The 26,032-nt window shown below is 64.8% G+C and carries 26 protein-coding genes; 18 read left to right on the top strand and 8 right to left on the bottom strand.

All coding sequences use genetic code 11. The features are described from left to right. Positions 1 to 80: 80 nt before the first annotated feature. From OKQ63_RS10310 to acs, 4 genes are all read right to left on the bottom strand, one after another. On the bottom strand, positions 81 to 1,865 hold the full coding sequence (locus tag OKQ63_RS10310) for a sodium:solute symporter family protein (protein ID WP_264213840.1): 1,785 nt from the start codon (positions 1,863 to 1,865) through the stop codon (positions 81 to 83). Between the two features lies 1 nt (position 1,866). Next, the gene (locus OKQ63_RS10305; RefSeq protein ID WP_264213839.1) at positions 1,867 to 2,151 is read right to left on the bottom strand and encodes a DUF4212 domain-containing protein; all 285 of its coding nucleotides are present in this window, start codon (positions 2,149 to 2,151) and stop codon (positions 1,867 to 1,869) included. Positions 2,152 to 2,338: 187 nt separating this feature from the next. Continuing rightward, entirely contained in the window at positions 2,339 to 3,022 is a 684-nt protein-coding gene (locus OKQ63_RS10300) for an adenylate kinase (RefSeq protein WP_264213838.1), read from the bottom strand. Between the two features lie 7 nt (positions 3,023 to 3,029). Then, positions 3,030 to 4,991: an acetate--CoA ligase gene (acs, locus tag OKQ63_RS10295; RefSeq protein ID WP_264213837.1), complete on the bottom strand. Its 1,962-nt coding sequence runs from the start codon at positions 4,989 to 4,991 to the stop codon at positions 3,030 to 3,032. Positions 4,992 to 5,481: 490 nt separating this feature from the next. On the opposite strand from acs, the gene OKQ63_RS10290 reads away from it, so the two are divergent. The 7 genes from OKQ63_RS10290 (at position 5,482) to OKQ63_RS10260 (ending at position 11,836) form a co-directional block, all read left to right on the top strand. Further along, complete coding sequence (locus tag OKQ63_RS10290; protein ID WP_264213836.1) at positions 5,482 to 6,498, top strand: C4-dicarboxylate TRAP transporter substrate-binding protein; 1,017 nt, start codon at positions 5,482 to 5,484, stop codon at positions 6,496 to 6,498. Positions 6,499 to 6,578: 80 nt separating this feature from the next. Then, positions 6,579 to 7,226, top strand: coding sequence for a TRAP transporter small permease subunit (locus OKQ63_RS10285; protein WP_264213835.1), 648 nt, complete (start codon positions 6,579 to 6,581; stop codon positions 7,224 to 7,226). 5 nt (positions 7,227 to 7,231) lie between these two features. Next, positions 7,232 to 8,635 carry a TRAP transporter large permease gene (locus tag OKQ63_RS10280; RefSeq protein WP_264213834.1) on the top strand — a complete coding sequence of 468 codons (1,404 nt, stop codon included), beginning with the start codon at positions 7,232 to 7,234 and terminating at the stop codon, positions 8,633 to 8,635. A 75-nt stretch (positions 8,636 to 8,710) separates the two neighbouring features. Then, the gene (dusA, locus tag OKQ63_RS10275) at positions 8,711 to 9,712 is read left to right on the top strand and encodes a tRNA dihydrouridine(20/20a) synthase DusA (RefSeq protein ID WP_264213833.1); all 1,002 of its coding nucleotides are present in this window, start codon (positions 8,711 to 8,713) and stop codon (positions 9,710 to 9,712) included. An 86-nt stretch (positions 9,713 to 9,798) separates the two neighbouring features. Further along, a complete protein-coding gene (locus OKQ63_RS10270) occupies positions 9,799 to 10,653 on the top strand; it encodes a sulfite exporter TauE/SafE family protein (protein ID WP_264213832.1) in 855 nt (284 codons plus the stop codon). Between the two features lie 10 nt (positions 10,654 to 10,663). Continuing rightward, positions 10,664 to 11,461, top strand: a complete 798-nt coding sequence (locus OKQ63_RS10265) for a hypothetical protein (RefSeq protein ID WP_264213831.1) — start codon at positions 10,664 to 10,666, stop codon at positions 11,459 to 11,461. A 30-nt stretch (positions 11,462 to 11,491) separates the two neighbouring features. Beyond that, the gene (locus OKQ63_RS10260) at positions 11,492 to 11,836 is read left to right on the top strand and encodes a hypothetical protein (RefSeq protein ID WP_264213830.1); all 345 of its coding nucleotides are present in this window, start codon (positions 11,492 to 11,494) and stop codon (positions 11,834 to 11,836) included. Positions 11,837 to 12,007: 171 nt separating this feature from the next. Here the strand turns inward: OKQ63_RS10260 and OKQ63_RS10255 are convergent, their stop codons facing one another. Genes OKQ63_RS10255 through ccmI form a run of 3 tightly spaced genes read right to left on the bottom strand, consistent with a single transcriptional unit; the run spans position 12,008 to position 13,953 of the window. Beyond that, positions 12,008 to 12,241: a DUF1289 domain-containing protein gene (locus OKQ63_RS10255; protein WP_264213829.1), complete on the bottom strand. Its 234-nt coding sequence runs from the start codon at positions 12,239 to 12,241 to the stop codon at positions 12,008 to 12,010. A gap of 3 nt (positions 12,242 to 12,244) precedes the next feature. Further along, positions 12,245 to 12,718: a Holliday junction resolvase RuvX gene (ruvX, locus tag OKQ63_RS10250; protein WP_264213828.1), complete on the bottom strand. Its 474-nt coding sequence runs from the start codon at positions 12,716 to 12,718 to the stop codon at positions 12,245 to 12,247. After that, complete coding sequence (ccmI, locus tag OKQ63_RS10245; RefSeq protein ID WP_264213827.1) at positions 12,715 to 13,953, bottom strand: c-type cytochrome biogenesis protein CcmI; 1,239 nt, start codon at positions 13,951 to 13,953, stop codon at positions 12,715 to 12,717. Before ccmI ends, ruvX begins: the two co-directional genes overlap by 4 nt. Positions 13,954 to 14,141: 188 nt before the next feature. On the opposite strand from ccmI, the gene OKQ63_RS10240 reads away from it, so the two are divergent. The 10 genes from OKQ63_RS10240 (at position 14,142) to rarD (ending at position 23,837) form a co-directional block, all read left to right on the top strand. After that, positions 14,142 to 15,386, top strand: coding sequence for a sarcosine oxidase subunit beta family protein (locus tag OKQ63_RS10240; RefSeq protein ID WP_264213826.1), 1,245 nt, complete (start codon positions 14,142 to 14,144; stop codon positions 15,384 to 15,386). Between the two features lie 115 nt (positions 15,387 to 15,501). Further along, positions 15,502 to 15,705, top strand: a complete 204-nt coding sequence (locus OKQ63_RS10235; RefSeq protein ID WP_264213825.1) for a hypothetical protein — start codon at positions 15,502 to 15,504, stop codon at positions 15,703 to 15,705. Positions 15,706 to 15,945: 240 nt separating this feature from the next. After that, the gene (locus tag OKQ63_RS10230) at positions 15,946 to 16,287 is read left to right on the top strand and encodes a sarcosine oxidase subunit delta (protein ID WP_264213824.1); all 342 of its coding nucleotides are present in this window, start codon (positions 15,946 to 15,948) and stop codon (positions 16,285 to 16,287) included. 49 nt (positions 16,288 to 16,336) lie between these two features. After that, complete coding sequence (locus OKQ63_RS10225; RefSeq protein ID WP_264213823.1) at positions 16,337 to 19,369, top strand: sarcosine oxidase subunit alpha family protein; 3,033 nt, start codon at positions 16,337 to 16,339, stop codon at positions 19,367 to 19,369. Then, complete coding sequence (locus OKQ63_RS10220) at positions 19,362 to 19,928, top strand: sarcosine oxidase subunit gamma (RefSeq protein WP_264213822.1); 567 nt, start codon at positions 19,362 to 19,364, stop codon at positions 19,926 to 19,928. Before OKQ63_RS10225 ends, OKQ63_RS10220 begins: the two co-directional genes overlap by 8 nt. Before the next feature lie 739 nt (positions 19,929 to 20,667). Next, positions 20,668 to 21,090, top strand: coding sequence for a hypothetical protein (locus OKQ63_RS10215; protein WP_264213821.1), 423 nt, complete (start codon positions 20,668 to 20,670; stop codon positions 21,088 to 21,090). A gap of 352 nt (positions 21,091 to 21,442) precedes the next feature. Next, positions 21,443 to 22,045, top strand: a complete 603-nt coding sequence (locus OKQ63_RS10210; protein ID WP_264213820.1) for a superoxide dismutase — start codon at positions 21,443 to 21,445, stop codon at positions 22,043 to 22,045. 154 nt (positions 22,046 to 22,199) lie between these two features. Continuing rightward, positions 22,200 to 22,394, top strand: a complete 195-nt coding sequence (locus tag OKQ63_RS10205; protein ID WP_264213819.1) for a hypothetical protein — start codon at positions 22,200 to 22,202, stop codon at positions 22,392 to 22,394. A gap of 4 nt (positions 22,395 to 22,398) precedes the next feature. Continuing rightward, positions 22,399 to 22,854, top strand: a complete 456-nt coding sequence (locus tag OKQ63_RS10200) for a host attachment family protein (RefSeq protein WP_264213818.1) — start codon at positions 22,399 to 22,401, stop codon at positions 22,852 to 22,854. A gap of 71 nt (positions 22,855 to 22,925) precedes the next feature. Then, the gene (gene rarD / locus OKQ63_RS10195) at positions 22,926 to 23,837 is read left to right on the top strand and encodes an EamA family transporter RarD (protein ID WP_264213817.1); all 912 of its coding nucleotides are present in this window, start codon (positions 22,926 to 22,928) and stop codon (positions 23,835 to 23,837) included. On the opposite strand, the gene OKQ63_RS10190 is transcribed toward rarD, so the two are convergent. Continuing rightward, positions 23,774 to 24,325: an LOG family protein gene (locus OKQ63_RS10190; RefSeq protein WP_264213816.1), complete on the bottom strand. Its 552-nt coding sequence runs from the start codon at positions 24,323 to 24,325 to the stop codon at positions 23,774 to 23,776. The genes rarD and OKQ63_RS10190 overlap by 64 nt on opposite strands. A 124-nt stretch (positions 24,326 to 24,449) precedes the next feature. Here OKQ63_RS10190 and OKQ63_RS10185 point away from each other — a divergent pair, with 124 nt between their 5' ends. After that, the gene (locus OKQ63_RS10185; RefSeq protein ID WP_264213815.1) at positions 24,450 to 26,021 is read left to right on the top strand and encodes a LysM peptidoglycan-binding domain-containing protein; all 1,572 of its coding nucleotides are present in this window, start codon (positions 24,450 to 24,452) and stop codon (positions 26,019 to 26,021) included. Positions 26,022 to 26,032 lie beyond the last annotated feature (11 nt).

Below are 26,032 nucleotides of genomic sequence, written 5' to 3'. Positions count from 1 at the left end.
AAATGGCCCCGCCAAGTATGCACCGGACGGGACCATGAGGAAAGAGGCGGGCCGCCGTGGGACGGCCCGCCCTGGGGAGTTTAGTGGTCCTGCGCGGCGCCTGCACCGCGGGGGATGCGGACGCTTTCCACCAATTCTTCGATCTCGGCCGGGATCGCCTCGGTCGATTTCGACACGATGAAGGCCACCGCGAAGTTCACCATCGCGCCGATCGCACCGAAGGAGGTGGATTTGACGGTGCCCAAGAGCGGATCGGCATCGGTGAAGGCGTTGGTGTCCGGGATGAACAGCCAGCCCTTGTGCAGGAAGATGTAGACCAGGGTCACGATCAGGCCCGCCAGCATGCCGGCCACGGCGCCCTTGTTGTTCACCTTGGTGAAGATGCCCATCATCAGCGCCGGGAAGATCGAGGCGGCTGCGAGGCCGAAGGCCAGCGCCACGGTCTGCGCGGCAAAGCCCGGCGGGTTGAGGCCCAGGTAGGTGGCCACCGCGATGGCCACGGCCATGGCGATCCGGGCCGACAGAAGCTCGCCTTTTTCCGAAATGCTCGGGTTGATCGAGCCCTTGATCAGGTCGTGCGACACCGCCGAGGAGATCGCCAGCAGCAGGCCCGCCGCGGTCGACAGCGCCGCCGCCAGGCCGCCGGCCGCCACCAGGCCGATCACCCAGCTGGGCAGGTTGGCGATTTCCGGATTGGCCAGAACCAGGATGTCGCGGTTGAAGTTGGTCAGCTCATTGCCGGCCCAGCCGTTGGCTTCGGCCACGGCCTGCAGATCGGCGTTCTGATCGTTGTAGTACTGGATTGCACCGTCGCCGTTCTTGTCTTCCCAGCCCAGAAGGCCGGTTTTCTGCCAGGTCGCCATCCAGTCGTACTTGGGATCTTCCTCGATCTGCTGCACGGTCACGGCGCCGCCTTCGATGCCGCCGTTGGGCCACATCATCTCGGTGATGTTGAGGCGGGCCATGGCGCCGACAGCCGGGGCGGTCAGGTACAGAAGGGCGATGAACACCAGCGCCCAGCCGGCCGACCAGCGGGCATCCGCAACGCGCGGCACGGTGAAGAAGCGCATGATCACATGCGGCAGGCCGGCGGTGCCGATCATCAGCGACAGGGTGAACAGCACCATGTTGAAGGTGTCGGAATGATGCGCGGTGTACTCATTGAAGCCGAGCTCCCGGACAATGGCATCCAGCTTGGCCAGCAGCGGCTCACCGGAGGCCGCATGGTCGCCGAACAGGCCGAGCGCCGGAACCGGGTTGCCGGTCAGCTGCAGCGAGATGAAGATCGCCGGGATGGTGTAGGCCATGATCAGCACGCAGTACTGCGCCACCTGGGTGTAGGTCACGCCCTTCATGCCGCCGAACACGGCGTAGGCAAAGACCACGCAGGCGCCGATCAGGAGGCCGGTGGTGTTGGACACCTCGAGGAAGCGGCCGAAGGCCACGCCGACGCCGGTCATCTGGCCGATCACGTAAGTTGTCGAGGCAACGATCAGGCAGATCACCGCCACGATGCGCGCGGTCGGCGAATAGAACCGGTCGCCGATGAACTCGGAGACGGTGAACTTGCCGAACTTGCGCAGGTAGGGTGCCAGCAGCAGCGCCAGCAGCACGTAGCCGCCGGTCCAGCCCATCAGGAAGGTGGAGTTGTCATAGCCGGTAAAGGCAATGAGGCCCGCCATCGAGATGAAGGAGGCCGCCGACATCCAGTCGGCCGCAGTGGCCATGCCGTTGGTGACGGGGTGAACACCGCGGCCGGCGGCATAGAATTCCGATGTGGAGCCCGCACGGGCCCAGATCGCGATGCCGATGTAGAGCGCAAAAGACGCGCCCACAAACAGCAGGTTGATGGTGAACTGGTCCATCTTATTCTTCCTCCACGCCGTATTCGCGGTCCAGCTTGTTCATCCGGAACGCGTAGAAAAAGATCAGCCCCAGGAACACCAGGATCGAGCCTTGCTGGGCGAACCAGAAGCCCAGATCGCTGCCGCCGACGCGGATGCCCGAGAGCATCGGGCGCAGCAGGATGCCGAAGCCGAATGAAACAACAGCCCAGATCACCAGGCTGACGAGAATGATGCGCACGTTTGCCGCCCAGTAGCCCTTGTCGGCCTCGGCGGTTTTTGCCCCATTTGTGGTTTGTTCCGCCATGGCGGCTCCTCCTTCTTCCTCCTGAGCCGCCGCGCCTGACGGCGGGCAAACTCTCTCCGTTTGCCTGCCGCCGGGATCTCGGCGTGCAGGCATGACTCCTCCGGTCCGCCAAGGCGGTGCCGTCGGGTATTCCATTGTCCGGGGGACGGGGTCCTGCGGGTTCAGCGCAGGCCCCGTTTCTTGGTTGTTAGCTGGTGGCCCTGGTCACGATGGCCGCCATGTCACGGGCAATGTCATTGATACCGCCCATGGCATTCGTGGTCTGCAGCACGCCCTTGCCGCCGTAATAGGCAATCAGCGGCGCGGTCTGCGCGTGATAGGCCTGCAGCCGGCTGGCAACGGTCTCCGCATTGTCATCAGCGCGGCGCTGCATCTGCGCGCCGCCGCATTTGTCGCATTTGCCATCCACCTTAGGCTGCTTGAAGCTGTCGTGATAGCCCTCGCCGCAGCCGCCGCAGGTGTAGCGGCCGGAGATCCGGTCAACCATCGCCGCATCATCCACCTCCAGGCTGATCGCGGCGTTGATCTTCTGGCTGGTCTCCGCCAGCAATTCATCCAGCGCCTCGGCCTGCACGGTGGTGCGGGGGAAGCCGTCGAGGATCACGCCCTTGGTGCAATCGGGTTCCGCCAGACGGTCGCGCAGGATGTTGATCACGATCTCGTCGCTGACCAGCTGGCCTGCCTCCATCACCGCCTTGGCGGCGCGGCCCGCAGGCGTGCCCGCGGCAACCGCTTCGCGCAGCAGGTCGCCGGTCGACAGCTGCACATAGCCGAATTTTTCCTCCAGCATCCGCGCCTGGGTGCCCTTGCCGGCGCCCGGAGGCCCCAGCAGGATCAGAACGGCGGGACGGGTCATGACTGCCATGTTCATGTGTCTATCACCCCTTGTTCGCGCGGTTTTCGATCAGGTCCTCGACCACCGACGGATCGGCGAGGGTCGAGGTGTCGCCCAGGCTGCCGAAATCGTTCTCGGCGATCTTGCGCAGGATGCGGCGCATGATCTTGCCGGAGCGGGTTTTCGGCAGGCCCGGCGCCCATTGGATCACGTCCGGGCTGGCAATCGGGCCGATCTCGGTACGCACCCAGGCGCGCAGCTCCTTCAGCAGCTCATCCGAGGGCTCGCGGTCGTTCATCAGGGTGACATAGCAGTAGATGCCCTGGCCCTTGATGTCATGCGGGTAGCCAACCACCGCGGCCTCGGCCACGGCAGCGTGGGCCACCAGGGCGCTTTCGACCTCGGCGGTGCCCATGCGGTGGCCGGAGACGTTGATCACGTCATCGACGCGGCCGGTGATCCAGTAATCGCCGTCCTCGTCGCGGCGGCAGCCGTCGCCGGTGAAGTAATAGCCCTTGTAGTCGGAGAAATAGGTCTTCTCGAAGCGTTCATGATCACCCCAGACGGTGCGCATCTGGCCCGGCCAGCTGTCCTTGATGCACAGCACGCCCTCGACGCCGTTGCCTTCGATCTCGACGCCGCTGGCGGGGTCCAGAACCACCGGCTGGATGCCGAAGAAGGGTTTCATCGCGGCCCCGGGTTTGAGCGTGTGCGCGCCCGGCAGCGGCGTCATCAGGTGGCCGCCGGTCTCGGTCTGCCACCAGGTGTCGACGATCGGCACGGTGCCCTTGCCAACCACGTTGTGATACCACTCCCAGGCTTCCGGGTTGATCGGCTCGCCAACGGTGCCCAGCACCTTGAGGCTGCTCAGATCGCAGCCTTCGACCCATTTGTCGCCCTGGCCCATCAGCGCGCGCAGCGCGGTGGGGGCGGTGTAGAACTGGTTGACTTTATGCTTTTCGCAGACCTGCCAGAAGCGGCTGGCATCCGGGTAGGTCGGTACGCCCTCGAACATCAGCGTGGTGGCGCCATTGGCCAGCGGGCCATAGACGATATAGCTGTGGCCGGTGACCCAGCCCACGTCCGCGGTGCACCAGTAGATGTCGCCATCGTGGTAATCGAATGTGATTTCATGCGTCATCGCCGCATAGGCCAGATAGCCGCCGGAGGTATGCACCACGCCCTTGGGCTGGCCGGTGGAGCCGGAGGTGTAGAGGATGAACAGCGGATCCTCGGCGTTCATCTCGGCCGGAGCGCAGGTATCATCCGTTTCCAGCGCCATCTCCTTGTAGTCAAAATCACGCCCGTCGACCCAGGTGGTCTGGCCGCCGGTGCGCTTGACCACCAGGCATTTTACCGTGTCCTTGGTGTGCAGCAGCGCGGCGTCGGCGTTCGACTTCAGCGGCGTCTTGCGGCCGCCGCGCGGTGCTTCGTCTGCGGTGATGATCACCTTGGCGTCGCAGCCGTTGATCCGGGCCGCCAGCGCATCGGGGGAGAAACCGGCAAAGACAATCGAGTGGATGGCGCCGATGCGGGCGCAGGCCAGCATGGCATAGGCCGCTTCGGGGATCATCGGCAGGTAGATCACCACCCGGTCGCCCTTGCGCACGCCCATGTCCCGCAGGATGTTGGCCATCCGGCAGGTGCGGCGGTGCAGCTCGGTGTAGGTGATGTGCTGCGCGGCCTCATTGGGATCGTCCGGTTCCCAGATGATCGCGGTCTGATCGCCGCGGGTCTCCAGGTGGCGGTCGATGCAGTTGGCGGAGACGTTCAGGGTGCCGTCGCCGTACCAGTTGATCGCGACACTGCCGAAGGCGTAGTTCACGTCCTTCACCTGGGTGAAGGGCTTGATCCAGTCGATGCGCTTGCCCTGTTCGCCCCAGAACCCTTCGGGATCCTTCAGCGAGGCCGCGTACATTTCCTGGTATTTCGCGGCATTCACATGCGCGCGGGCAACGGTTTCATCCGATGGCGGATAGACAGCGTCTGCGTGCAGCGCGTTCATTCGGTTTCCTCCCAGAATTTCATTGGCAAGACAAACGACAACGCTGTGCCGTGGCTGTCAAACCGTTTCCTCCTGGGCACCGATAATAGGGCAGTCTGAAAATTTGTGAATAAAATGCGGTTATCAAAGGGTTTGTCTGTCAACGAATTTCGAAAATGTCCGAAAACTTGTAAATCAACTAAAGAAATGCATATGTGTATGCCTCTGTATTCAATGGTTTGGGTGTAAATTCTGCAACCCGGCCCCTGTACGACCAATGTCCCACAGGATGCTGCATTTGCAAAATGCGCCTGCCGCCGGACTGCGGCATATTGTTCCGCCGGGGCTGCGGGGCGGTCCGAACCTCTGCGCAAAGGGCATGCACGAGTCGCTGCGTCATCTTTCCCGCCGGGGGCTTGGCAGCGCGCACCGGTGCCGCTAGCCTGACCTGCAAGCGTCCAGGCCGGACCGGACCGGAATCCACAAGGGCGCAATTCGGGAGAGTTACATCATGAACAGATTTCTGACGGCCGCTGTGGCGGCAACTGCTGGCGTTGCAATGGCAGGCGAGGCTGCCGCCACCGAGTGGAACGTGTCCCTGTGGGGCAAGCGCCGCGCCTTTACCGAACATGTGGAGAAACTGGCCGAGCTGGTCAGCGAGAAGACCGGCGGGGAGTTCACCCTGAACATCAGCTATGGCGGCCTTTCGAAGAACAAGGAGAACCTCGACGGCATCTCCATCGGCGCCTTCGAGATGGCGCAGTTCTGCGCAGGCTACCACCGCGACAAGAACCCCTCGATCACCGTGCTGGAGCTGCCGTTCCTGGGCGTGAACACGCTGGAGGAAGAGGTGGCCGTGTCGCATGCGGTTTATGCCCACCCGGCGGTGCAGGAGGATCTGGCGCGCTGGAACGCCAAGCTGCTGATGACCTCGCCGATGCCGCAGTACAACATTGTCGGCACCGGCGAGCCGCGCGATGAGCTGGCCGAGTTCAAGGACATGCGGGTGCGCGCCACCGGCGGCATCGGCCAGGCGTTCTCGGCCGTGGGCGCGGTACCGACCTCTGTGACCGCGACCGAAGCCTACAACGCGATGGAATCCGGCGTCGTCGATACCGTCGCCTTTGCCCAGCACGCGCATCTGGCATTCGGCACCATCAACAAGGCCGACTGGTGGACCGCCAACCTCAATCCCGGCACCGTAAACTGCCCGGTGGTGGTCAACACCGATGCCTATGAGGCTCTCAGCGACGCCGAGCGCGAGGCTCTGGACAGCTCGGTAGACGAGGCAATCGCGCATTACCTCGAAAACTACGGCGCGCTGCTGACCAAGTGGGACAGCGTGCTGGACGAAAAGGGCGTCGAGAAAGTGATGATCTCCGACGACCAGCTGGCCGAGTTCCGCAAGGTTGCCGCCGATCCGATCCGCGAACAGTGGATCAAGGACATGAGCGCCCAGGGCCTGCCCGCCCAGGAGCTCTATGATCTGGTGCAGAAGACGCTGACCGACACGCGTTCGGGCAGCTGAGCCTGATGCAGCACGGAAGGGCCGGGCGGGACCGCACCGGCCCTTTCTGTCTTTGACGAAGCAACAGACGGGGGCAGGGCATGGCAGGCGGCGCAGCGGTGCTGGAAGACGGCAGCCTGATCAGCAGGCTGGACCGGGGGCTGTTGAAGCTCGAGCGGATACTGGCATTGCTGAGCGGCATTGCGGTGTTTTCGCTGATGATCCTGGCGGTGGTTTCTGTCGGCGGCCGCAATGCGATGAACGCGCCCTTGCCGGGCTATGTCGACTGGATCGAGCAGATCATGCCGCTGATTGCCTTCATGGGTATCGCCTATGTGCAGCGCAATGGCGGCCATATCCGCATGGACATCTTCATTGGCGCTCTCAGGGGGCGGGCGCTGTGGCTGTTCGAGCTGATCTCGGTGCTGCTGATCCTCCTGCTGATTGCGGCACTGGTCTGGGGCAGCTGGGCGCATTTCCTGCGCTCCTTCGACTTTGCCGCGCCGATGTGGAGCCGCGACAGCTCGATCGACATCGGCCTGCCGATCTGGCCTGCCAAGCTGCTGGCGCCGGTGGCCTTTGCGGTGCTGGGCCTGCGGCTGCTGCTGCAGATCTGGGCCTATGGCCGGGCGCTGGTGCTGGGGCTGCAAACACCGGTGGCCGTGCCGCTGGTGCAAAGCGCCGCCGAACTGGCGGCGGCAGAGGCCGGGCAGCTGGCCGGCCATGACAGCGGCAGCGGGCAGGAGTAAGCCGGATGGAACCCATTGAAATCGGCCTGTGGGTCACCGGCGGCCTGCTGGCGATGGTGGTGCTGGGGATGCGCGTGGCCTTTGCCGCCGGGCTGGCAGGCCTTGCGGGTCTGGTCTGGATCTTCTGGGCCAAGTTCGGCTATGACCCGGCCCGCTTCGGCAAGGCCGTGACGGTCTCGGTCAAGATTGCAGGCCAGGTGCCGCACTCCAAGGTTTCCAGCCAGGCGCTCAGCCTGATCCCGACCTTCATCCTGATCGGATACCTCGCCTATTACGCAGGTCTCACCCGCGCGCTGTTCACCGCCGCCAAACGCTGGATCGCCTGGCTGCCGGGCGGGCTTGCGGTCTCCACCGTTTTTGCCACCGCGGGATTTGCTGCGGTGTCCGGCGCAAGCGTGGCCACCTCCGCCGTCTTTGCCCGCATCGCCATCCCGGAGATGCTGGCGATCGGCTACAACAAGCGCTTCGCCGCCGGCGTGGTGGCTGCGGGCGGCACGCTCGCCTCGCTGATCCCGCCCTCGGCGATCCTGGTGATCTACGCCATCATCGTCGAGCAGGACGTGGGCAAGCTGCTGCTCGCGGGCTTCATCCCCGGCGCGTTTTCGGCGGTGATCTACGGCCTGCTGATCGTCGGCATCGCGGTGGTGTTCAAATCCGTCGGCCCGCCGGTCAAGGGCTTCACCTGGGGCCAGCGGTTCGCCTCGCTGCCCGGCGCGCTGCCGATCATTCTGGTGGTGCTGATCATCATCTGCTTTGTCTACAATCCCTTTGGCGAGCAGGCCTGGGGCACCCCGACCGAGGGCGGCGCAATCGGCGCCTTCATCGTGTTCCTTTATGCCCTGAAGGAGGGCATGAAGTGGGCAGAGCTGAAATCGGCGCTGCTGGAGACCGCCAAGCTGACGGTGATGATCTTCACCATCATCTGGGGGGTGCTGATCTATGTGCGGTTCCTTGGATTCGCCGACCTGCCCGGGGCCTTCTCGGACTGGATCACCAGCTTGCAGATGCCGCCGATGCTGATCCTGGTCTGCATTCTGCTGGCCTATGCGGTGCTGGGCATGTTCATGGACGCCATCGGCATGCTCTTGCTGACCCTGCCGGTGGTCTACCCGGCGGTGATGGCGCTGAACGGCGGCGAGAGCGTGGCTGCGGCCGACAGCGCCTTTGGCATGAGCGGCACCATGTGCGCGATCTGGTTCGGGATCCTGGTGGTGAAAATGGCCGAGTTCTGCCTGATCACCCCGCCGATCGGGCTGAACTGTTTCGTGGTCGCCGGGGTGCGCGATGACCTGTCTGTGCAGGACGTGTTCCGCGGCGTCATGCCGTTCTTCGTCGCCGATGCGGTAACGATTGCGCTGCTGGTCGCCTTTCCGGGGATTGTCCTCTACCTGCCGTCATTGGCGGGCTGAGAGGGGCGCGTCTGCAGCGCACGGGGGCGCAGAGCGCGCTTGGCACGCGGCGGCGCAGGGCCTATATGGCGCGGCATGACTGATTTTGCCCCCCTGCACCAGGCCGCCCGGCTGTCCGTCGCGCCGATGATGGACTGGACCGACCGGAATTGCCGCTACCTGCACCGGCTGCTGAGCCGCGAGACGCTGCTTTACACCGAAATGGTGACCGCGCCGGCGCTGGTGCGCGGCGGGGCGCTGCATCTGCTGGACTTCAACGCCGAAGAGCACCCGGTGGCCCTGCAGCTGGGCGGCTCTGACCCGCAGGAACTGGCCGCGGCGGCGCGGCTTGGCGCGCAAGCGGGGTATGACGAGATCAACCTCAACTGCGGCTGCCCCAGCGACCGGGTCCAGTCAGGGGCCTTCGGGGCGGTGCTGATGCAGACGCCGGAGCTGGTCGCGGACTGCGTTGCCGCCATGCGCGAGGCGGTGAAGGCCGAGGTCACCGTCAAATGCCGCATCGGGGTGGATGAGCAGGAGCCGGAGGAGGTGCTGCCGGACTTTCTGGACAAGATCCGCGCCGCAGGCTGCCGCCGGGTGACCATCCACGCCCGCAAGGCCTGGCTGCAGGGGCTGTCTCCGAAGGAAAACCGGGATATCCCGCCGCTGGATTACGATCTGGTGCACCGGATGAAGGCGGCGTTCCCGGATCTGCATATCTCGATCAACGGCGGCATTGCCACGCTGGGGGAGGCATCGGCGCACCTGGACCGCGGTCTGGACGGGGTCATGCTGGGCCGCGCGGCCTATCACCAGCCGGCCGATGTGCTTTGCGCGGCGGATCCGCAGATTTACGGAACCGGAGGCGTCAGCGACCCGGCAGAGGCGGTGCGGCAGATGCTGCCCTATATCGACGCGCGGCTGGGCGAGGGGGCCAAACTGAACCAGATCACCCGGCACATGCTGGGGCTGTTTGCCGGCAAGCCGGGCGCGCGCCAGTGGCGGCGGATGCTGTCCGAGGGCGCCTGCCGCGCCGGGGCCGGGCCGGAACTGGTGCAGGAGGCGCTGGCGCAGGTGGAGAACCGCGCCGCAGCGTGACGGCATGCCTCACGCGCTATGGCCTTGTGCATGCGGGGAGCGGCGGCTAACCCTTTGCCAAAGACGCAATTCCCGAGGTGCCCTGCATGACCGATCCCGCCCTGACCGCCGCCCTATGGCCGGAACCTGCGCTGCTGATGCAGATGGCAGCGCTGCTGGTGGTGATCGGGGCCTTTGCCGGGGTGCTGGCCGGCCTTCTGGGGGTGGGCGGCGGCATCGTGCTGGTGCCGGCGTTTTTCTATGCGTTTCAGACCCTCGGGTATGGCGGCGATCAGCTGATGCAGATCTGCCTCGCGACCTCGCTGGCGACGATTATCGTGACCTCGGTGCGCTCTGTCCTGAGCCACAACAAGAAGGGCGCGGTGGATTGGCAGATCCTGCGCGGCTGGGGGATCGGCATCGCGATCGGTGCCGTCATTGGCGTGCTGGCGGCCTCGGCGCTGCGCTCCACCGTGCTGCAGGGCGTCTTTGGCGGCCTGGCGCTGGTGATCGGCTGCTATCTGGGGCTGGGAAAGTCCGAATGGCGGCTGGCCCCGGCGATGCCCCGCGGTGCCAAACGGCTGGCGCTGTCGCCGGCGGTCGGCTTTCTTTCGGTGCTGATGGGCATCGGCGGCGGCAGTTTCGGAGTGCCGCTGATGACCCTGCACGGGGTGGCGGTGCACCGGGCGGTGGCAACCGCGGCCGGGTTCGGGGTGATCATCGCGGTGCCGTCGGTTGCAGGTTTCCTGCTGCTTGAGGTGGACCCCGCCGCGCGGCCGCCCTTTACCATCGGCGCGGTCAATCTGGTGGCGTTTTTCATCGTCATTGCGATGACGCTGATCACCGCGCCCTGGGGGGTGAAACTGGCCCATGCGATGGATCCGAAACCCTTGAAGCGGGTGTTCGGTGCCTTTCTGGTACTGGTGGCGCTCAACATGCTGCGCAAGGCCTTTGGTTACTGAGGGTATGAAGATGCAAGATCCGTTTGCACAGTATCAGGACAAGGGCTGGGTGCGGTTCGGCCATGACCCGCAGGTCGCGGCCTGGGCGGCGGATGCCCTGCCGCACGGGGTGGCCGCGCTGGACGATCCGGCCTGTGCCGAGTGGTTCCAGTGCGAGCGCACCTGGTTCATCGGCGTCGATGCCCTGCCCAATGACGCCGCAGGCCGCTTGCCCGAAGGGCCGCCGCTGGCGGGGGCGGTGATTGAGTTTATCACGCAGAACCACGGCCCTATTGCGGACCTGCACCGGGCGCAGGTGTCCTCGGTCTTTCCCGGCTATCCGCGGCCGCGCCCGGGCGAGGGCGAGGCCGCCTTCCGCTACCGCGTCAAGCGCGATGCGGCACATGTGGACGGGGTGAAGCTGTTTGGCGGGCACCGCCGCCGCAAGGTGGAGGAACCGCATGCCTGGGTGCTGGGCATTCCGCTCAACGAAAGCAGCCCCGATGCCGCGCCGCTGGTGATCTGGGAAGGCAGCCACAGGATCATGCGCCGCGCCTTTGCCGCCGCTTTCGAGGGCGTGCCGCAGGCAGACTGGGCGGAGACCGATGTGACCGACGCCTATACCGCCGCCCGCGCCGAAGTGTTCGAGACCTGCCCTCGGATCACGGTGCACGCAAAGCCCGGCGAGTCCTACCTGATGCACCGGCTGTGCCTGCACGGGGTGGCGCCCTGGGGCGAGGGGGCAAGCGCGCCGGAAGAGGGCCGGATGATCGCCTATTTCCGCCCGGAACTGGCGGATTGGACCTCAGGGTGGCTGGCGGAGGGGTAGGCTGCTTTTTCAAAGAGGATTTTCGAACTGATGCATAAAGCCGTTCTTTCACTGCTACTTTTCTTAGCCCTATTGCTCCTCGCTTATCAGTCTTTGATCGCCTGGGATGTTCGCGGCGTCAGGGCGTTTCAGTACTCTTACGGCAGGTTCCTCAAGGATGCTGCGGCAGCGGTGTGTCTCCAAAAAGAAGCAATTGTAAATTCTGCAAAGAAGAGAGGCTGGAAGATTGAAGAAAACGCGCAGCCTCCATACCGTTCTGGAGCACCAGACGGGTTTCTAGTCGCTGTCAAAGTTTTTGTAGAACCTCCACTGAACTTCTCAAAAGAACCCGGCGTCAAGTTCTTCTTTGATGAGGCAGGCTGCCTCATCTCTTAGCAGTGGCTAATGGCCTAAGTGCGATGCGATTTTCGTTGACGGAACTGGACCAGGCGAAGGCTCGGTGTCTGTGAATAGGTCAGCACTCCTGCCAAAATGTTTCGCGCGCGAAACATTGGGTCAGTGCTTATTCCGCATGATTGACAGGCGCTTACCTCACCGCGCGCCGCGTTAACCGCGCTTTAGCCTCGCGCTGCGGCCGCCGCGGCGCTTGACCAGTTTGCTGGCGCGCTCCGGCAGGTCGTTCATGATGCCGGCGCGTTCCTCGTTGGTCATTTTCGACCAGTCGCGGATCTCGTCGATGGAACGGTAGCAGCCGGTGCAGATGCGCGCCTCCGGGTGGACGACGCAGATCTTGATGCAGGGGGACTGGATTTCGTCCCGTTTCCATACGTCGTCCGTCATACTTCACCCGTTCTTCAAATGCCGCAACCGGTCCAATGCGCCTTGGAGGATATAGGAGGCCGCGACGTGGTCGATAACCTCTGCGCGGCGTTTGCGTGTCGTATCCGCCTCAAGAAGCGCTTTTTCTGCCGCAACGGTGCTGAGCCGCTCGTCCCAGAAACTGATCGGCAGATCGGTGAGCTGGCCGAGGTTGCGGGCAAAGGCGCGGGTCGACTGGCAGCGGGGACCCTCTGAGCCGTCCATGTTGCGGGGCAGGCCCAGAAGGATGCCGCTGATGTCGCGGTCCTTGATGATCTCCAGCAGCCGCGCGGCATCCAGCGTGAACTTCTTGCGCTTGACGGTCTCCAAGGGCGTTGCCACCGCGCCGATGCGGTCGGAGACGGCAACGCCGATGGTCTTGGTGCCAAGGTCCAGCCCCATCAGCGCGCTCATCGGCGGCAGGGCGGCGGCGAAGTCTTCAAACGCGTCGTGGATCATTCTGCAATCCCTGCCTGGGCGGCGATGGTGTCCAGAAGCGCCAGCGCTTCGGCGTCCGCCGCAAAGGCGCCGCGGGCCTCGTCATAGACGGTGCGGGCACGGTCCGTTTCGCCCAGAACCGACAGGGCGCCGATCAGGCGGGCCCATTCCTCGGCCGAGCCGCCCTCGGTGGCCAGCCGGTCCGACAGCCGGGTGACCATGCCGCGGATCATTTCCTGCTGTTCTTCGGGGCTGAGCTCACTGGCGGAGGACATCTCTTCGGTGCTGGGGCCGGGCAGGGCGGGGGCGGTGCCGCCGCCGGGGGGGATGGGCTGGTATTCGACACCGGCGCGGAAGGCCATCTCCTCGATCTGGCCCTGGATGCCCTTGATCCAGGGCGCGTCCGCCGGGCCGTCGCGCAGGGTGGCGGCCCATTCGCGGTAGGCCAGGTCCGGGCGGCCGATCTGGCCCAGCATCAGGCCCCAGTAATAGCGGGCAGGCCCGTGCGCGGGATCAATGGCGCGGGCCTTTTGCAGGTCGGTCTGCGCCTCGGGCGAGACATGGCCGCCGGCCGCCATGATCTTGAGCTCGGCCAGTTCGGTGAAGTCGCGCGCGTTGACCTGGCCTTCTGCCAGCCGGATGTAATTGGCCTTGGCCTCATAGGCGGGTTTGAAGTTGCCGAGGTTGGCCTCGTGCTGGGCCAGCAGCGCCTGGCCCTGAGCGTCGTTTTCGCGCTGGCCCGCGGTCTTGCGCAGCTGTTCGACCAGTTTGACGTAGCCTTCCTCCACCTGCGGTTTCGGCAGGGCGGCGACCTCGGCCTCGGCCTCCGCCTGCGAGGGGCGGTTTTCGGCGCGCTCGCCGGCCAGCTGGATGCGGGTTTCCAGGCCCAGGTCGCCATAGCCCGGCGCGCCCAGCTGCCAGTAGAGGCCCAGGGTGCCGCCAGTGACCAGCAGCGCGGTGGCAATGGCAAACCCCAGTGACAGGGCCCTGGGCTGAACGTGTCCGCCCTTGCGCTTTTGCAGCTGGGCGTCGGCGGCCAGGATGCGGCGGGAGATTTCGGTGCGGATGCGCTCGGCGTCACCCTCGTTGATGACGCCGCGGGCCAGATCCTTGCCGACCTCGCGCAGCTGCTGGCGGTAGACGCGCAAGTCGTAGGCCGCGGCGGGTTCGCCTTGCTCCCGGGCGCGGATGATGATCATTGCCAGCAGCAGGGCTGCCGAGAAAGCGATTAGGGCGGTGACTGTCCAGAAAACCATGCCGTCTCCGAAGTTTGGCTTTCATCTATAGGCGGGGGCGGATGAACAAAAGGGCCAATGTGCCGCGGCCCGTCGAAATGCCTCCGTTGCATATGTCGCAATAACGCATAAAGGGGACGATAAACGGCACGGGTCCGGCATGCGTTTCGGGCATACCCGCTAACAGACACGAACCATCGGATTCGCTCATGAAACGCTATTCAGTCTTTGCTGTTGCGCGGGAAGCCCTGCGCTATCACACCGGATGGGAGCGCGCCTGGCGCTCGCCGGAACCCAAACGCCACTACGATGTCGTCATCGTCGGGGCGGGCGGGCACGGCCTTGCCACCGCCTACTACCTGGGCAAGAATTTCGGCATCACCAATGTCGCAATTATCGAGAAGGGCTGGCTGGGTGGCGGCAATACGGGCCGGAACACCACCATCATCCGCTCGAACTACCTGCAGGATCCCTCGGCTGCGATCTATGAAAAGGCCCGCAGCCTGTATGAGACCATGTCGCAGGACCTGAACTACAACGTGATGTTCAGCCCGCGCGGCGTGATCATGCTGGCGCAGACCGAGCATGAGATCCGCGGCTACAAGCGCACCGCCCATGCCAACCAGCAGCAGGGTGTGCAGACCGAGTGGATCACCCCGGAACGGGTCAAGGAGCTGGTGCCGATCATCAACCTGCACGGCCCGCGCTATCCCGTGCTGGGCGGCCTGTGGCAGGAGCGCGGCGGCACCGCGCGCCACGATGCGGTGGCCTGGGGCTATGCGCGGGCCTGCTCCGACATGGGCATGGACATCATCCAGAAGTGCGAAGTCACCGGCGTGCGCACCGAAAACGGCCGCACCGTGGGCGTCGACACCACCAAAGGCCCGATCGATTGCGACAAGATCGGCATGATCGTGGCCGGCAACGCCTCGGTGCTGGCGGATATGGCGGGCTTCCGTCTGCCGATGGAATCCGTGGCGCTGCAGGCGATGGTTTCCGAGCCGATCAAGCCCTGCATGGACGTGGTCGTGATGGCCAACACCGTGCACGGCTACATGTCGCAGTCCGACAAGGGCGAGATGGTGATCGGCGGCGGCACCGACGGGTTCAACAACTACACCCAGCGCGGCTCCTTCCACCATATCGAGGAAACCGTGCGCGCCCTGGTCGAGACCTTCCCGATGGTGTCGCGCCTCAAGATGCTGCGCCAGTGGGGCGGCATCGTGGACGTGACCGGCGACCGCTCGCCGATCATCTCGAAAACCCCGGTGCAGAACTGCTTTGTCAACTGCGGCTGGGGCACCGGCGGCTTCAAGTCGATCCCGGGCTCCGGCTGGGCGATGGCAGAGCTGATGGCCACCGGCCATTCGCCGCTGACCGAGGAGTTCTCGATCAATCGCTTCAAGGAAGGCAAGTTCATCGACGAAAGCGTCGCCGCCGGGGTGGCCCACTGATGAACCGTCCTGCGACACAGCCAGGCATGTCCTTGCCGTGGCATGATCCGGCGGGGAACCTCTGCGCGGGGTCGGGCGTTGTAGCCCCGAACCGCAAAATGCACAGGAGGCTCTCATGTCTGATCAATCCCGCAACTCTTCCGGCTCCGGCCCTGGCACCGGCGCGCTCGCGTTCATCCTCGGCGGTGTCGTGGTCGCGGTCGTGGTCATCGGCTGGTTCGTCTTTGGCGGCGCAAACCCGGTGGATGAGCCTGACCTGCGCATCGAACTGCCGGACGGCAGCGCCATCGAAGGCGAAGTCGAAGGCTCCGGCCAATAACGCAATCGGGCGCGCCGCCCCTTGCGGCGGCGCGCCGGTTTCCGGCGGCACCGTTCCGGCCCGGATGGTGTCTGATGCCGATGGCCCTGCCGCAGTGCGGCAGGCAGCGGGTCCGTCCCGATATCTGAAGATCCGTGCCTCTGGCGCCGCATGTGCGGGCCGGGCTGCGCCTGCGCGCGCGGTCCCGGGTCTGCGCCGCGGCCCCGGCGCCGCTGAATTCCTCTCCATGGAGCACGCAAAATGCTGATCCTTGAATGCCCCTATTGCGGCGTCAAAGCCGAAGAAACCGAACTGGCCGCGGGCGGTGAAGCGCATCTGAAGCGCTTTGGCCCCGGCTCCAGCGACGATGAGTTCCATGACTACCTGTTCATGCGCGAAAACCCCAAAGGCGTTCACTTCGAACGCTGGCGCCATGCCAACGGCTGCGGCAAGTGGTTCCACGCCGCCCGCTGCACCATGACGCTGGAGGTCTTTGGCACCTACACCGCCCAGACCTCTGTGCCGACGCAGGAGATCATGGACAAGATCGCTGCCAAACGCCCGGGCTGGACCTGGCGCGAATTCTCGGACGGTCAGAAATGATCCGCCGCCTGACTGAAACATCCGCTTTTCTTTTGAAAGGTCTGCGCACATGAGCACGCGTCTTGCCAAGCACGGCCGGCTGATCGACCGCTCCAAACAGATCGCCTTCACCTTCAACGGCAAGTCCATGAAGGGCTTTGCCGGCGATACCCTGGCCTCCGCCCTTTTGGCCAATGGCCAGGTGATGATGGGCCGCTCGTTCAAATACCACCGCCCGCGCGGCGTTGTCGCATCCGGGTCCGAAGAGCCCAATGCGCTGATGCAGCTGGGTGTGGGCGACCGTTACGAGCCGAACCAGCGCGCCACCACCACCGAACTGTTCTCGGGGCTGACCGCGCAGTCGCAGAACCACTGGCCCAGTCTGGAGTTCGACGTCCTGTCGATCAACAACAAGCTGTCCCGGTTCCTGACCGCCGGCTTCTACTACAAGATGTTCATCCACCCGCGTCCGCTGTGGAAGCACGTCTATGAGCCGATCATCCGCAAGTCCGCCGGTCTGGGCGCAGCCCCCGACAAGGAGCTGAAGGACGCCGACACCTACGAGCACTTCTACTTCTTTGCGGATGTGCTGGTGATCGGCGGCGGCGTGGCCGGCCTGCAGGCGGCCAAGGCAGCTGCGGCGTCGGGCGCCAAGGTTCTGGTGCTGGAGCAGAACAGCCACTGGGGCGGCCGCGCGCCGGTCGACGGCGGCACCATCGACGGCGAGGCACCCGAGGTCTGGATCGAGAAGACCCTGGCTGAGCTGCGCGCGATGGACAACGTCACCCTGCGCGACCGCTGCATGGGCTCCGGCGTCTATGACCACGGCTATGCCCTGGGCTATGAGCGCTTGACCGACCACGCGCCGGGCCAGGGCGGCCCGCGCCACCGTCTGTGGCGGGTCCGTGCCAGCCAGATCGTCACCGCAACCGGTGCCATCGAGCGGCCGCTGTCCTTTGCCGGTAACGACGTGCCGGGCGTGATGCTGGCCGGTTCGATGCGCGACTATGTGGTGAACTGGGGTGTGAACCCGGGCCAGAAGGTCGTGGTCGCCACCAACAACGACGACGCCTACCGCACCGCGCTGGTGCTGCATGACGCCGGCGTCGAAGTGGTCCGCGTGGTCGATACCCGCGAAACCGGCGGCGGCGCGCTGATGGAAGCGGTCCGCGAAAAGGGCATCCGGGTCGAGCTGGGCCGCGCCATCGCCAAGGTGAAGGACGGCAAATGCGTGACCCAGGTCTCCATCTGCGCCCAGAACGGCGAAGGCGGAGCCCGCGAAGAGGTCGAGGCCGACGCGGTTGCCATGTCCGGCGGCTGGTCGCCGGTGGTGCACCTGTGGTCCCACTGCGGCGGCAAGCTGATCTGGGATGAGAAAAACGCCAACTTCCGCCCCGATGCCTCCCGTCCGCCGCTGGGCGACAACGGTCAGGGATTTGTGGTTCCGGCAGGCGCTGCGAACGGCGAGTTCGGCTTGGGCGCGCTGCTGGAAGACGCAGCGGCGGCTGGCGCCAAGGCGGCCGAAGCGGCTGGCTTCCCGGCGAAGTCCGTGGCGGCTGCCAAGGGCGAATCCGAGGACGAAGCGCAGATGGAAGCGGTCTGGCTGATGCCCGCCAAGGCGGACATCAAGCTGCGCATGAAGTCCTGGCTGGACTACCAGAACGACGTCAAGGTCTCGGACGTGCAGCTGGCGGCGCGCGAGGGCTATGAGAGCGTCGAGCACACCAAGCGCTACACCACGCTGGGCATGGCCACCGATCAGGGCAAACTGTCCAACATCAACGGCCTGGCCATTCTGGCTGACAGTCTGAACGCGGAAATCCCCTCGGTGGGCACCACGACGTTCCGGCCGCCGTACCACCCGATCTCGCTGGGCGCGATCGCTGGCGAGGCACGGGCCGAGATCTTCCAGCCGGTGCGCAAGACGCCGATCTACGACTGGATGGACAAGAACGGTGCGGATTGGGAGCCGGTCGGCCAGTGGCGCCGCCCGTTTGCCATCACCCGTCCGGGCGAGGACCGTCATGCCGCGGTGAACCGCGAGGTGAAGAACACCCGCGAGAACCTGGGCCTGCTGGACGCCTCGACCCTCGGCAAACTGGTCGTCAAAGGCCCCGACGCGGGCAAGTTTCTGGACATGCTGTACACCAACATGATGTCCACGCTGAAGGCCGGCAAATGCCGCTATGGCCTGATGTGCTCGGAGAACGGCTTCCTGATGGACGACGGCGTGGTGGCCCGCATCGACGAGGACACCTTCCTGTGCCACACCACCACCGGCGGTGCCGAGCGCATCCACGGCTGGATGGAAGAATGGCTGCAGACCGAATGGTGGGACATGAAGGTCTACGTCGCCAACGTGACTGAGCAGTATGCCCAGATCGCTGTGGTCGGCCCCAACGCCCGCAAGGTGCTGGAGAAGCTGAACGCGGCAGCCGGCGGCGGCATGGATGTCTCGAAAGAGGCGCTGCCGTTCATGGAGTGGCGTGACGGTCAGATCGGCGGCTTCGATGCCCGCGCCTACCGGATCTCCTTCTCGGGCGAACTGTCCTACGAGATCGCGGTTGCGGCCTCCGAGGGCCAGGCGTTCTGGGACGCGCTGATGGAGGCAGGCAAGGAATTCGGCGTCATGCCTTATGGCACCGAGACCCTGCACATCCTGCGCGCCGAGAAGGGCTTCATCATGATCGGCGACGAGACCGATGGCACCGTGATCCCGCAGGATCTGGGTCTGCATTGGGCGCTGTCCAAGAAGAAGGAAGACTATCTGGGCAAACGCGCGCAAGCGCGCTCGCACATGGTCGATCCGGAACGCTGGCAGCTGGTCGGCCTGGAAACCGTGGACGGTTCGGTGCTGCCCGACGGCGCCTATGCGGTGGGTGAAGGCGTCAATGCCAACGGCCAGCGCAACATGATCGGCCGGGTGACCTCGACCTATCACTCCGCGACCCTGGGCCGCGGCATCGCCATGGGCCTGGTCAAGCATGGTCCCAAGCGGATGGGGGAGGTGATCGAATTCCCGGGCACCGACGGCAAGACCTACAAGGCCAAGATCGTTGATCCGGTCTTCTACGACAAGGAAGGGGAGAAGCAGAATGTCTAAGGCTGTTTCCGTACTGAACGGCGCCCGGTATTCCGGGCTGGCCACCGTCGAGGATGCCGGCCTGCAGGGGATGATAACCCTGCGCGGCGATCTGGACTCCAAGGCGCTGAAGGCGGCTGTCAAAGCCGCCACCGGCGCCGATGTTCCGGCCCAGGGCACCGTCACCATTGCCGAAAACGGCGCCGCGGCCTGGATGTCCCCGGACGAGCTGCTGCTGCTGGTTCCCTATGAGGACGCCGTTGCCAAGACCGCGGAAGTGGCCGAGGCGCTGAAGGGCGAGCATGCGCTGGCAGTGAACGTCTCCGACGCCCGTGCCTTCTTCCGCCTGTCGGGCGAGGGCGCGCGCGAGGTGCTGGGCAAGGTGAGCCCGGTGGACTTCGACGGCGCGGCCTTCAAGCCCGGCCAGTTCCGCCGCTCGCGGCTGGCGCAGGTGGCCGGGGCCTTCTGGCTGAACGAGGACGGCAGCTTTTACATCGTCTGCTTCCGTTCGGTGGGTGAATATGTGTTCAAGCTGCTGAGCACGGCGGCGCATCCGCAAAGTAAGGTGGGTGTTTACTAGAATTTTCACTCTCTTTTTGCTTGTGACGCCATAACGCGTCACTTACGGTGCTCCGGAGTTCTTCCGGGGCACCGTTTATTTTTCGGACACCCCCTGGAAAGCGGAATATTGCAGGAATTGCAGCGGATTGATTTCATGGCGGATCTCCGGGCCGGGGATGCCGCCGTGCAAGTTGGATTTGGGGAACGGCTGATGTGTTTACGGAACGGCGGAATTCTGGCATTTGCTTTAACGCTGGTTTGCACAGGCGCGCTGGCGGGAACCAACTATCGCTGCACCGTGAAACCGCTGACCGCCGCCGCTTGGATTCCCAGCAGGTTCACCGTGGAATTCTCGGATGATTTCACCAGCGCCGAAGTCACCGATGCATCTTTCGGGGTTTCGGTGGCTGCCAAAGTGGCGCGGCACAGTGAACGTTCCTATGCGATCACCTGGTCGCTGCCCGGGCCGGCAGTTTCAACCGGAGCCAGCCGGACGGACCCGCGGTTCCGGGCGCTGCTGAACACGTACAATCAGAAGATGAGCATTCAGTCAGTCCCCGCCGGGGACCGGCCGCGGCTGCGGCGCGGGTCCGGATCCTGCCGGATTCAATGGGCTATGCCGCAATTGGCGCAGAATGAGGCCGGCTGAAAACGGGGGCTCAGCGGCAGGGGCGGCGCCTTCTGGCATCCGGGATTGCGCTTGAGCAGATGCCGTTATACTTGCATCAATGCATCGAACAGAAAGATGGAAGTTATTAATGAAGCGAATTGTATTGGCAGCGTCTGTTGTTTTTGCCGCTGCAGCATCGCCCGCCGCAGCTGAAAAGGGGGCGACCACTTTTGATTGCGAGATGAAGCGTTTCACCAACAATGGCTGGATCCCTCCGCGTGTGATTGTCACTTTGGCGGAAGGTGAAGAAAGCGCACAGGTATATGATGGAATCATTCATGAAGTGATCGGAAAACCGATCCCGGCAGATATCACGCCGCGTAATGAAACCATGGTGAACCTGGGCTGGCACGTGAAAGGGATTCCTGTTTCCAACCTCGGCGGGACAGCGGAAGTCCAGTATTTTGGTGTTCTCAACATGGCGAAACAAACCTTGTCGGTCCGTGGAATCGTTTCGGGTTTTGTCAACCAGCCGCGGGCACGCGGCAACTGCAAGGTCAAGAGAGGCTGATGCAACCGGGCCGGGCTGTGTGCAGCCCATCGCAGCTGCCGGCCAGGTCCTTGCCGGAAACGGATTGCCAGGCGAGCAGGCATTGAAACATCTGGCTGACCTGATGCCAGCTGCCGGAATGGTCCGGCCGGCGCAAAGCGGCAGTGACGCGCCTGCCGTTTCAGGAATAGTTGAAGGGTAAGGCGCTGGTGCAGCGCGGGACGGATTGCCGAAACCTGCACAGGACGGTTCCGGCCAAGTTGAAATCTGCACATGGCCCTTGCGCGGAAATGCAGCCTTGGCCCTTGACCTGATAGCGCGCACACAGCATGTATCTGCGCAGGAACGCAAACTTATTTCACAGGGGGCCCAAATGGCTTTTGAACTTCCCGATCTTCCTTATGCACATGACGCTCTGGCCGCCAAAGGCATGTCGGCTGAAACCCTGGAATACCACCACGACCTGCACCACAAGGCCTATGTCGACAACGGCAACAAGCTGATTGCCGGCACCGAGTGGGAAGGCAAGTCGCTGGAAGAGATCATCAAGGGCACCTACGACGCCAAAGCGGTCGCCCAGAACGGCATCTTCAACAACATCTCGCAGCTGTGGAATCACAACCAGTTCTGGGAGATGATGGGCCCGGGCGAAAACAAGATGCCGGGTGAGCTGGAAAAGGCGCTGACCGACAGCTTCGGCTCGGTTGACAAGTTCAAGGAAGAATTCTCGGCCGCGGGCGCAGGCCAGTTCGGCTCCGGCTGGGCCTGGCTGGTGAAAGACACCGATGGCGGCCTGAAGGTCACCAAGACCGAAAACGGCGTCAACCCGCTGTGCTTCAACCAGACCGCGCTGCTGGGCTGCGACGTGTGGGAGCATTCCTACTACATCGACTTCCGCAACAAGCGCCCGGCCTACCTGTCGAACTTCCTCGACAATCTGGTGAACTGGGAAAACGTCGCCTCCCGCCTGGGCTGAGGTCAGGCTTTTCCGTCCGGGGCCGGCCACGGCTCCGGGCCGCAGAATTTCCGCCCGCGCAGCCCCGCTGCGCGGGTTTCTTCATGCCCGCAACAGGAACCAAGCCCCTCGCTTGCGCGTTGGTCCCCTACACGCGCAATCAATGGAGGCTCCGATGGCTGAACGCAAACGATCGAAAGACGGGCGCCGCGAGACGGAAGATATACCCGGCGCAAAGGGAACCGTATCCCAGCAGGGCCGCGGCGGCGGCGGGCTGCAGCGGGATATCGCGTCCGAGGATGAGCTGAAGCGGGCAAAATCGCGCCCGGCAGGCGCCACCCGGGTAACCAAATCCAAAGAACGGGAGTAGCGCCATGACCATGCTGACGAAGGGCACCTGGGTGCTGGTTGCCGGCAGCGAAAAAGCGCTGTTTCTCGAAAACATCACAGACACGCAGGATCCGCATTTGCAGGTGCGCCGCAAGGATGAGCAGGACAATCCCCCGGACCGCGAGCAGTCGGCAAGCCGGCCGGGGCGGTTCAACGACGGGCCAAGCGTGCACCGGTCGGCGGTTGATGACACCGACTGGCACCAATTGGCCAAGGAACGGTTTGCGGCGGATCTGGCGGAGCGCCTGCACAAGATGGTCCAAGGGGGCCGGTTCGACCGGCTGGTCCTGGTTGCGGCGCCGGAGGTGCTGGGCGAGCTGCGCAAGAAACTGCACCAGGACGTTTCCGACCGTGTGGTTGGAGAAATTGCGAAGAACCTGATCAACCACGAGACCGGCAGGATCGAGGATCTGGTGAAAGAGGCGCTTGCAAACGCCTGAGGGGCGGCCCGGGGGCTTGACCATTCCCCCTATCCGGTGTCTGTCGGCAGATGCACGGGCAGGGGGCAATCATGCAGGAAGCACAAAAGGGCGTTATCGCACTGGTCGCGGCCTGCACCGTCTGGGGTCTGTCGGGGATCTACTACAAGGCACTGTCGCATGTGCCGCCGGAGCAGGTGCTGTCGCACCGTGCGTTGTGGTCATTTGTCTTCTTTGCCATCGTGTTGCTGTTCCAGGGGCGCATTGGCGCCTTGGCGGCAGCTCTGTCCTCCCGCCGCAGCGCCCTCCTGCTGGCGTTTGCCTCGGCGATGATTTCGCTCAACTGGTTCATTTTCATTACCGCGGTCCAGCTGGGCTATGCCACCGAGGCCAGCCTGGGCTATTATATCTTCCCGCTTCTGAGCGTGCTGCTGGGGCGGCTGGCGTTTGCCGAGCGCTTGACCCGGGCGCAGGGCGCGGCTGTCTTTCTGGCGGCGCTTGCGGTCGGCGTATTGTCTTTCGGGCTGGGAGCCGCCCCTTGGATTCCGCTGGTGCTGAGCCTTAGCTTTGCCCTTTATGGCGTTGTTAAGAAACAATTGCCTTTGGGGCCGGTGGTATCGGTGACGGCTGAAGTGGCGCTGATCCTGCCGGTGGCTCTGGCGGTGATCTGGCTGACCGGAGGGGCCGGGTTCCTGGGCGGTGTCCGGGATGCGGCGATGCTGATGTTCTCAGGGCTGCTGACCGGGCTGCCGCTGATCCTGTTCGCCTATGCCGCGCGCCGGGTGCGGCTGGGCACCGTGGGAGTTCTGCAGTACCTGAACCCGACGCTGCAGTTCCTGGTCGCGGTGCTGGTCTTTGAGGAGCCGTTCACCCCCTGGCACGGCGCTGCCTTTGCGCTGATCTGGGGCGCCGTTGCGGTGTTCTCTTTTTCGGCACTGCGTCAGGAGCGGGCATCGCGCAGGGCGGCGATGGCGGCCACCGGCGTGTCGGCCCAGATCAGGTAGCCGGCCGTTTCCGGGCCGGCAAATTCCTGACCGACGACATGGTCCAAGAGATCGCGCAGCCGGTCCCAGTAGCCAGCGGTGTTCAGGATCACGATCGGTTTCGAATGCAGGCCCAGCTGGCGCCAGGTGAGCGCTTCGAACAGCTCATCCAGTGACCCCGCGCCGCCGGGCAGCACCACGACGGCATCGGCATTCCACAGCATCACCTTCTTGCGCTCGTGCATGGTCTCGGTCACCACATAGGTGGTGAGATCCGACTTGCCGGCCTCGCGCCGCTCCAGGTGGCTGGGGATCACCCCGAAGGTCTCGCCGCCCGCCTTTTGCGCGGCGCGGGCGACCTCGCCCATCAGTCCGACATCGCCGGCGCCGTAAACCAGCCGCATGCTGTTGGCGGCCAGCGCCGTGCCCAGTTCGCGGGCGGCCTTGGCATAGGCGGGCTGCGCACCTGCGCGCGATCCGCAATAGACACAGACGGATTTGATGCTCATCGGCCAGCCTTTCCGTGGGATTTCAAGGTGAAACGCAATTGGTGTTTTGACCCGTGATAGCGGGATTGGTAAGTTTGCTCAACTAAGCGGAAGGGAACATTCCGCGATCGTCGAAGGGAAAGACATGGCGGATGCATCTGGAAGCGGGGGGCCGGGCGCCCTCACAATCGGCGGTATTGCTGGCTTGGCCGTGGTGCTGGGCGGCGTGGCGCTGTTCCAGCTGGGGGTTTTCGGCACCGGCCGGCCGGGCCAGGTGGCACCGGACCGGCAAATTGGCAGCCGGACGGAGAATGACAGTGGCGCGTTCAGCGGCAGTGGCGATGAATCCGGCCAGCCGCTGCAGAACCGCGCAGAGACCGGCAGCGCGCCGGCTGCCGGAGATGACGGAGCGGAGACGCCTGATGCAGCGTCCGGCGCGGACGCGGCGGCGGCGCAGGGTGAAGACCGGCAGACAGCAAACAGACCGGCGCCTGAACCTGCGCCGGAAGAAGCCGCGGCCGCTGACGAGGGGGCAGACGGCACAGCCTTGCCGGCACCTGCGGATCAGCCACAAGATTCGGCTGAGGCAACGGAGGCCGGCTTTGTGCTCAAGGCGCCAGAGCTGGATCTGGTGCGGGTGGACAGGGACGGTGCGGCGGTGATTGCAGGCCGGTCGCAGGAGGGAGTGCGTGTTTCGGTGCTGCTGGATGGAGAAGTGCTGGAACAGCTGGAGGTGCCAGCCGGCGGTGAATTTGTTGCGCTGACCACGATAGCGCCAAGCGCAGATGCGCGGGTGGTGACGCTGCTGGCGGAACATGGCGGCCGGCAGAGCGCCTCCGGCGCGTCCTTCATTCTGGCGCCGGTTGGTTCTGCGGCTCTTGCTCATGCGGAAGGGGCTGCTGAAGCAGCCGGCACCGGCGCAGCCGAGGGCACGGCGCCCGCAGAAGACCGGCTTGCCGCCTTGCAGGCGGTGGAGGGGGCGGCTGAGCCGCCGGCTGTTGCCGGACCGGGAACCGTAGCGGACGGCACTTCCGCGCCCGCTGATGAGGGGAGCGAACTCGGCACTGCTGGAGTGGAGGGGCCGGACACGGCGGAGCCCGCACCGGCTGCGCCGACCCCGGCGGTGGCCGAAGACCCGGCCGCGCCGCAGCTGCAGGGCCAGGCGGTTGCGGTTCTGCGTGCCGATCAAGACGGGATCGAAGTCGTGCAGCCGGCGCTTCCGGCCGACCCTGGGCTGAGCGACGAGGTTGCCTTGGATGCCATCAGCTACAACGGCACCGGCGGGGTGGAGCTGTCGGGCCGGGCCCGGCCGCAGTCGCGGGTGCGGATCTATGTCGACAACAAGCCGGTGGCCGAACTGGACGCGGCTGAGGATGGCCGCTGGAACGGGCGGCTGGAGAATGTGGCGCCGGGCCTCTACACGCTGCGCCTGGATGAGATCGAACCGGCCACCGGCGCGGTGGTGAGCCGCCTGGAGACCCCGTTCAAGCGCGAGGCGCCGGACGCGCTGCCGCAGCCGGGGGGCGATCCGGTCCCGGATCAGCCCGCGCCGCTGGTGCGGGCCGTGACGGTGCAGAAGGGCGATACGCTTTGGGCCATCTCGCAGGAGAAATACGGCAGCGGTTTCCTGTATGTGCGGGTGTTTGAGGCCAATAAGGGGGCAATCCGCGATCCGGATCTGATATATCCGGGCCAGGTCTTTACCATCCCCGAGTAATGGAGGGAAAA

Origin of the sequence: Leisingera thetidis (assembly GCF_025857195.1) — a bacterium.
GTDB lineage: Bacteria > Pseudomonadota > Alphaproteobacteria > Rhodobacterales > Rhodobacteraceae > Leisingera > Leisingera thetidis.
The sequence above is the reverse complement of the archived record's forward strand: the minus strand, read 5'-3'. Positions and strand labels throughout refer to the sequence as shown.

Excerpts from the sequence above, each read along its gene's own strand:
- OKQ63_RS10310 (WP_264213840.1), bottom strand. The coding sequence starts at position 1,865 with ATGGACCAGTTCACCATCAACCTGCTGTTTGTGGGCGCGTCTTTTGCG.
- OKQ63_RS10305 (WP_264213839.1), bottom strand. The coding sequence starts at position 2,151 with ATGGCGGAACAAACCACAAATGGGGCAAAAACCGCCGAGGCCGACAAG.
- OKQ63_RS10300 (WP_264213838.1), bottom strand. The coding sequence starts at position 3,022 with ATGAACATGGCAGTCATGACCCGTCCCGCCGTTCTGATCCTGCTGGGG.
- acs (WP_264213837.1), bottom strand. The coding sequence starts at position 4,991 with ATGAACGCGCTGCACGCAGACGCTGTCTATCCGCCATCGGATGAAACC.
- OKQ63_RS10290 (WP_264213836.1), top strand. The coding sequence starts at position 5,482 with ATGAACAGATTTCTGACGGCCGCTGTGGCGGCAACTGCTGGCGTTGCA.
- OKQ63_RS10285 (WP_264213835.1), top strand. The coding sequence starts at position 6,579 with ATGGCAGGCGGCGCAGCGGTGCTGGAAGACGGCAGCCTGATCAGCAGG.
- OKQ63_RS10280 (WP_264213834.1), top strand. The coding sequence starts at position 7,232 with ATGGAACCCATTGAAATCGGCCTGTGGGTCACCGGCGGCCTGCTGGCG.
- dusA (WP_264213833.1), top strand. The coding sequence starts at position 8,711 with ATGACTGATTTTGCCCCCCTGCACCAGGCCGCCCGGCTGTCCGTCGCG.
- OKQ63_RS10270 (WP_264213832.1), top strand. The coding sequence starts at position 9,799 with ATGACCGATCCCGCCCTGACCGCCGCCCTATGGCCGGAACCTGCGCTG.
- OKQ63_RS10265 (WP_264213831.1), top strand. The coding sequence starts at position 10,664 with ATGCAAGATCCGTTTGCACAGTATCAGGACAAGGGCTGGGTGCGGTTC.
- OKQ63_RS10260 (WP_264213830.1), top strand. The coding sequence starts at position 11,492 with ATGCATAAAGCCGTTCTTTCACTGCTACTTTTCTTAGCCCTATTGCTC.
- OKQ63_RS10255 (WP_264213829.1), bottom strand. The coding sequence starts at position 12,241 with ATGACGGACGACGTATGGAAACGGGACGAAATCCAGTCCCCCTGCATC.
- ruvX (WP_264213828.1), bottom strand. The coding sequence starts at position 12,718 with ATGATCCACGACGCGTTTGAAGACTTCGCCGCCGCCCTGCCGCCGATG.
- ccmI (WP_264213827.1), bottom strand. The coding sequence starts at position 13,953 with ATGGTTTTCTGGACAGTCACCGCCCTAATCGCTTTCTCGGCAGCCCTG.
- OKQ63_RS10240 (WP_264213826.1), top strand. The coding sequence starts at position 14,142 with ATGAAACGCTATTCAGTCTTTGCTGTTGCGCGGGAAGCCCTGCGCTAT.
- OKQ63_RS10235 (WP_264213825.1), top strand. The coding sequence starts at position 15,502 with ATGTCTGATCAATCCCGCAACTCTTCCGGCTCCGGCCCTGGCACCGGC.
- OKQ63_RS10230 (WP_264213824.1), top strand. The coding sequence starts at position 15,946 with ATGCTGATCCTTGAATGCCCCTATTGCGGCGTCAAAGCCGAAGAAACC.
- OKQ63_RS10225 (WP_264213823.1), top strand. The coding sequence starts at position 16,337 with ATGAGCACGCGTCTTGCCAAGCACGGCCGGCTGATCGACCGCTCCAAA.
- OKQ63_RS10220 (WP_264213822.1), top strand. The coding sequence starts at position 19,362 with ATGTCTAAGGCTGTTTCCGTACTGAACGGCGCCCGGTATTCCGGGCTG.
- OKQ63_RS10215 (WP_264213821.1), top strand. The coding sequence starts at position 20,668 with ATGAAGCGAATTGTATTGGCAGCGTCTGTTGTTTTTGCCGCTGCAGCA.
- OKQ63_RS10210 (WP_264213820.1), top strand. The coding sequence starts at position 21,443 with ATGGCTTTTGAACTTCCCGATCTTCCTTATGCACATGACGCTCTGGCC.
- OKQ63_RS10205 (WP_264213819.1), top strand. The coding sequence starts at position 22,200 with ATGGCTGAACGCAAACGATCGAAAGACGGGCGCCGCGAGACGGAAGAT.
- OKQ63_RS10200 (WP_264213818.1), top strand. The coding sequence starts at position 22,399 with ATGACCATGCTGACGAAGGGCACCTGGGTGCTGGTTGCCGGCAGCGAA.
- rarD (WP_264213817.1), top strand. The coding sequence starts at position 22,926 with ATGCAGGAAGCACAAAAGGGCGTTATCGCACTGGTCGCGGCCTGCACC.
- OKQ63_RS10190 (WP_264213816.1), bottom strand. The coding sequence starts at position 24,325 with ATGAGCATCAAATCCGTCTGTGTCTATTGCGGATCGCGCGCAGGTGCG.
- OKQ63_RS10185 (WP_264213815.1), top strand. The coding sequence starts at position 24,450 with ATGGCGGATGCATCTGGAAGCGGGGGGCCGGGCGCCCTCACAATCGGC.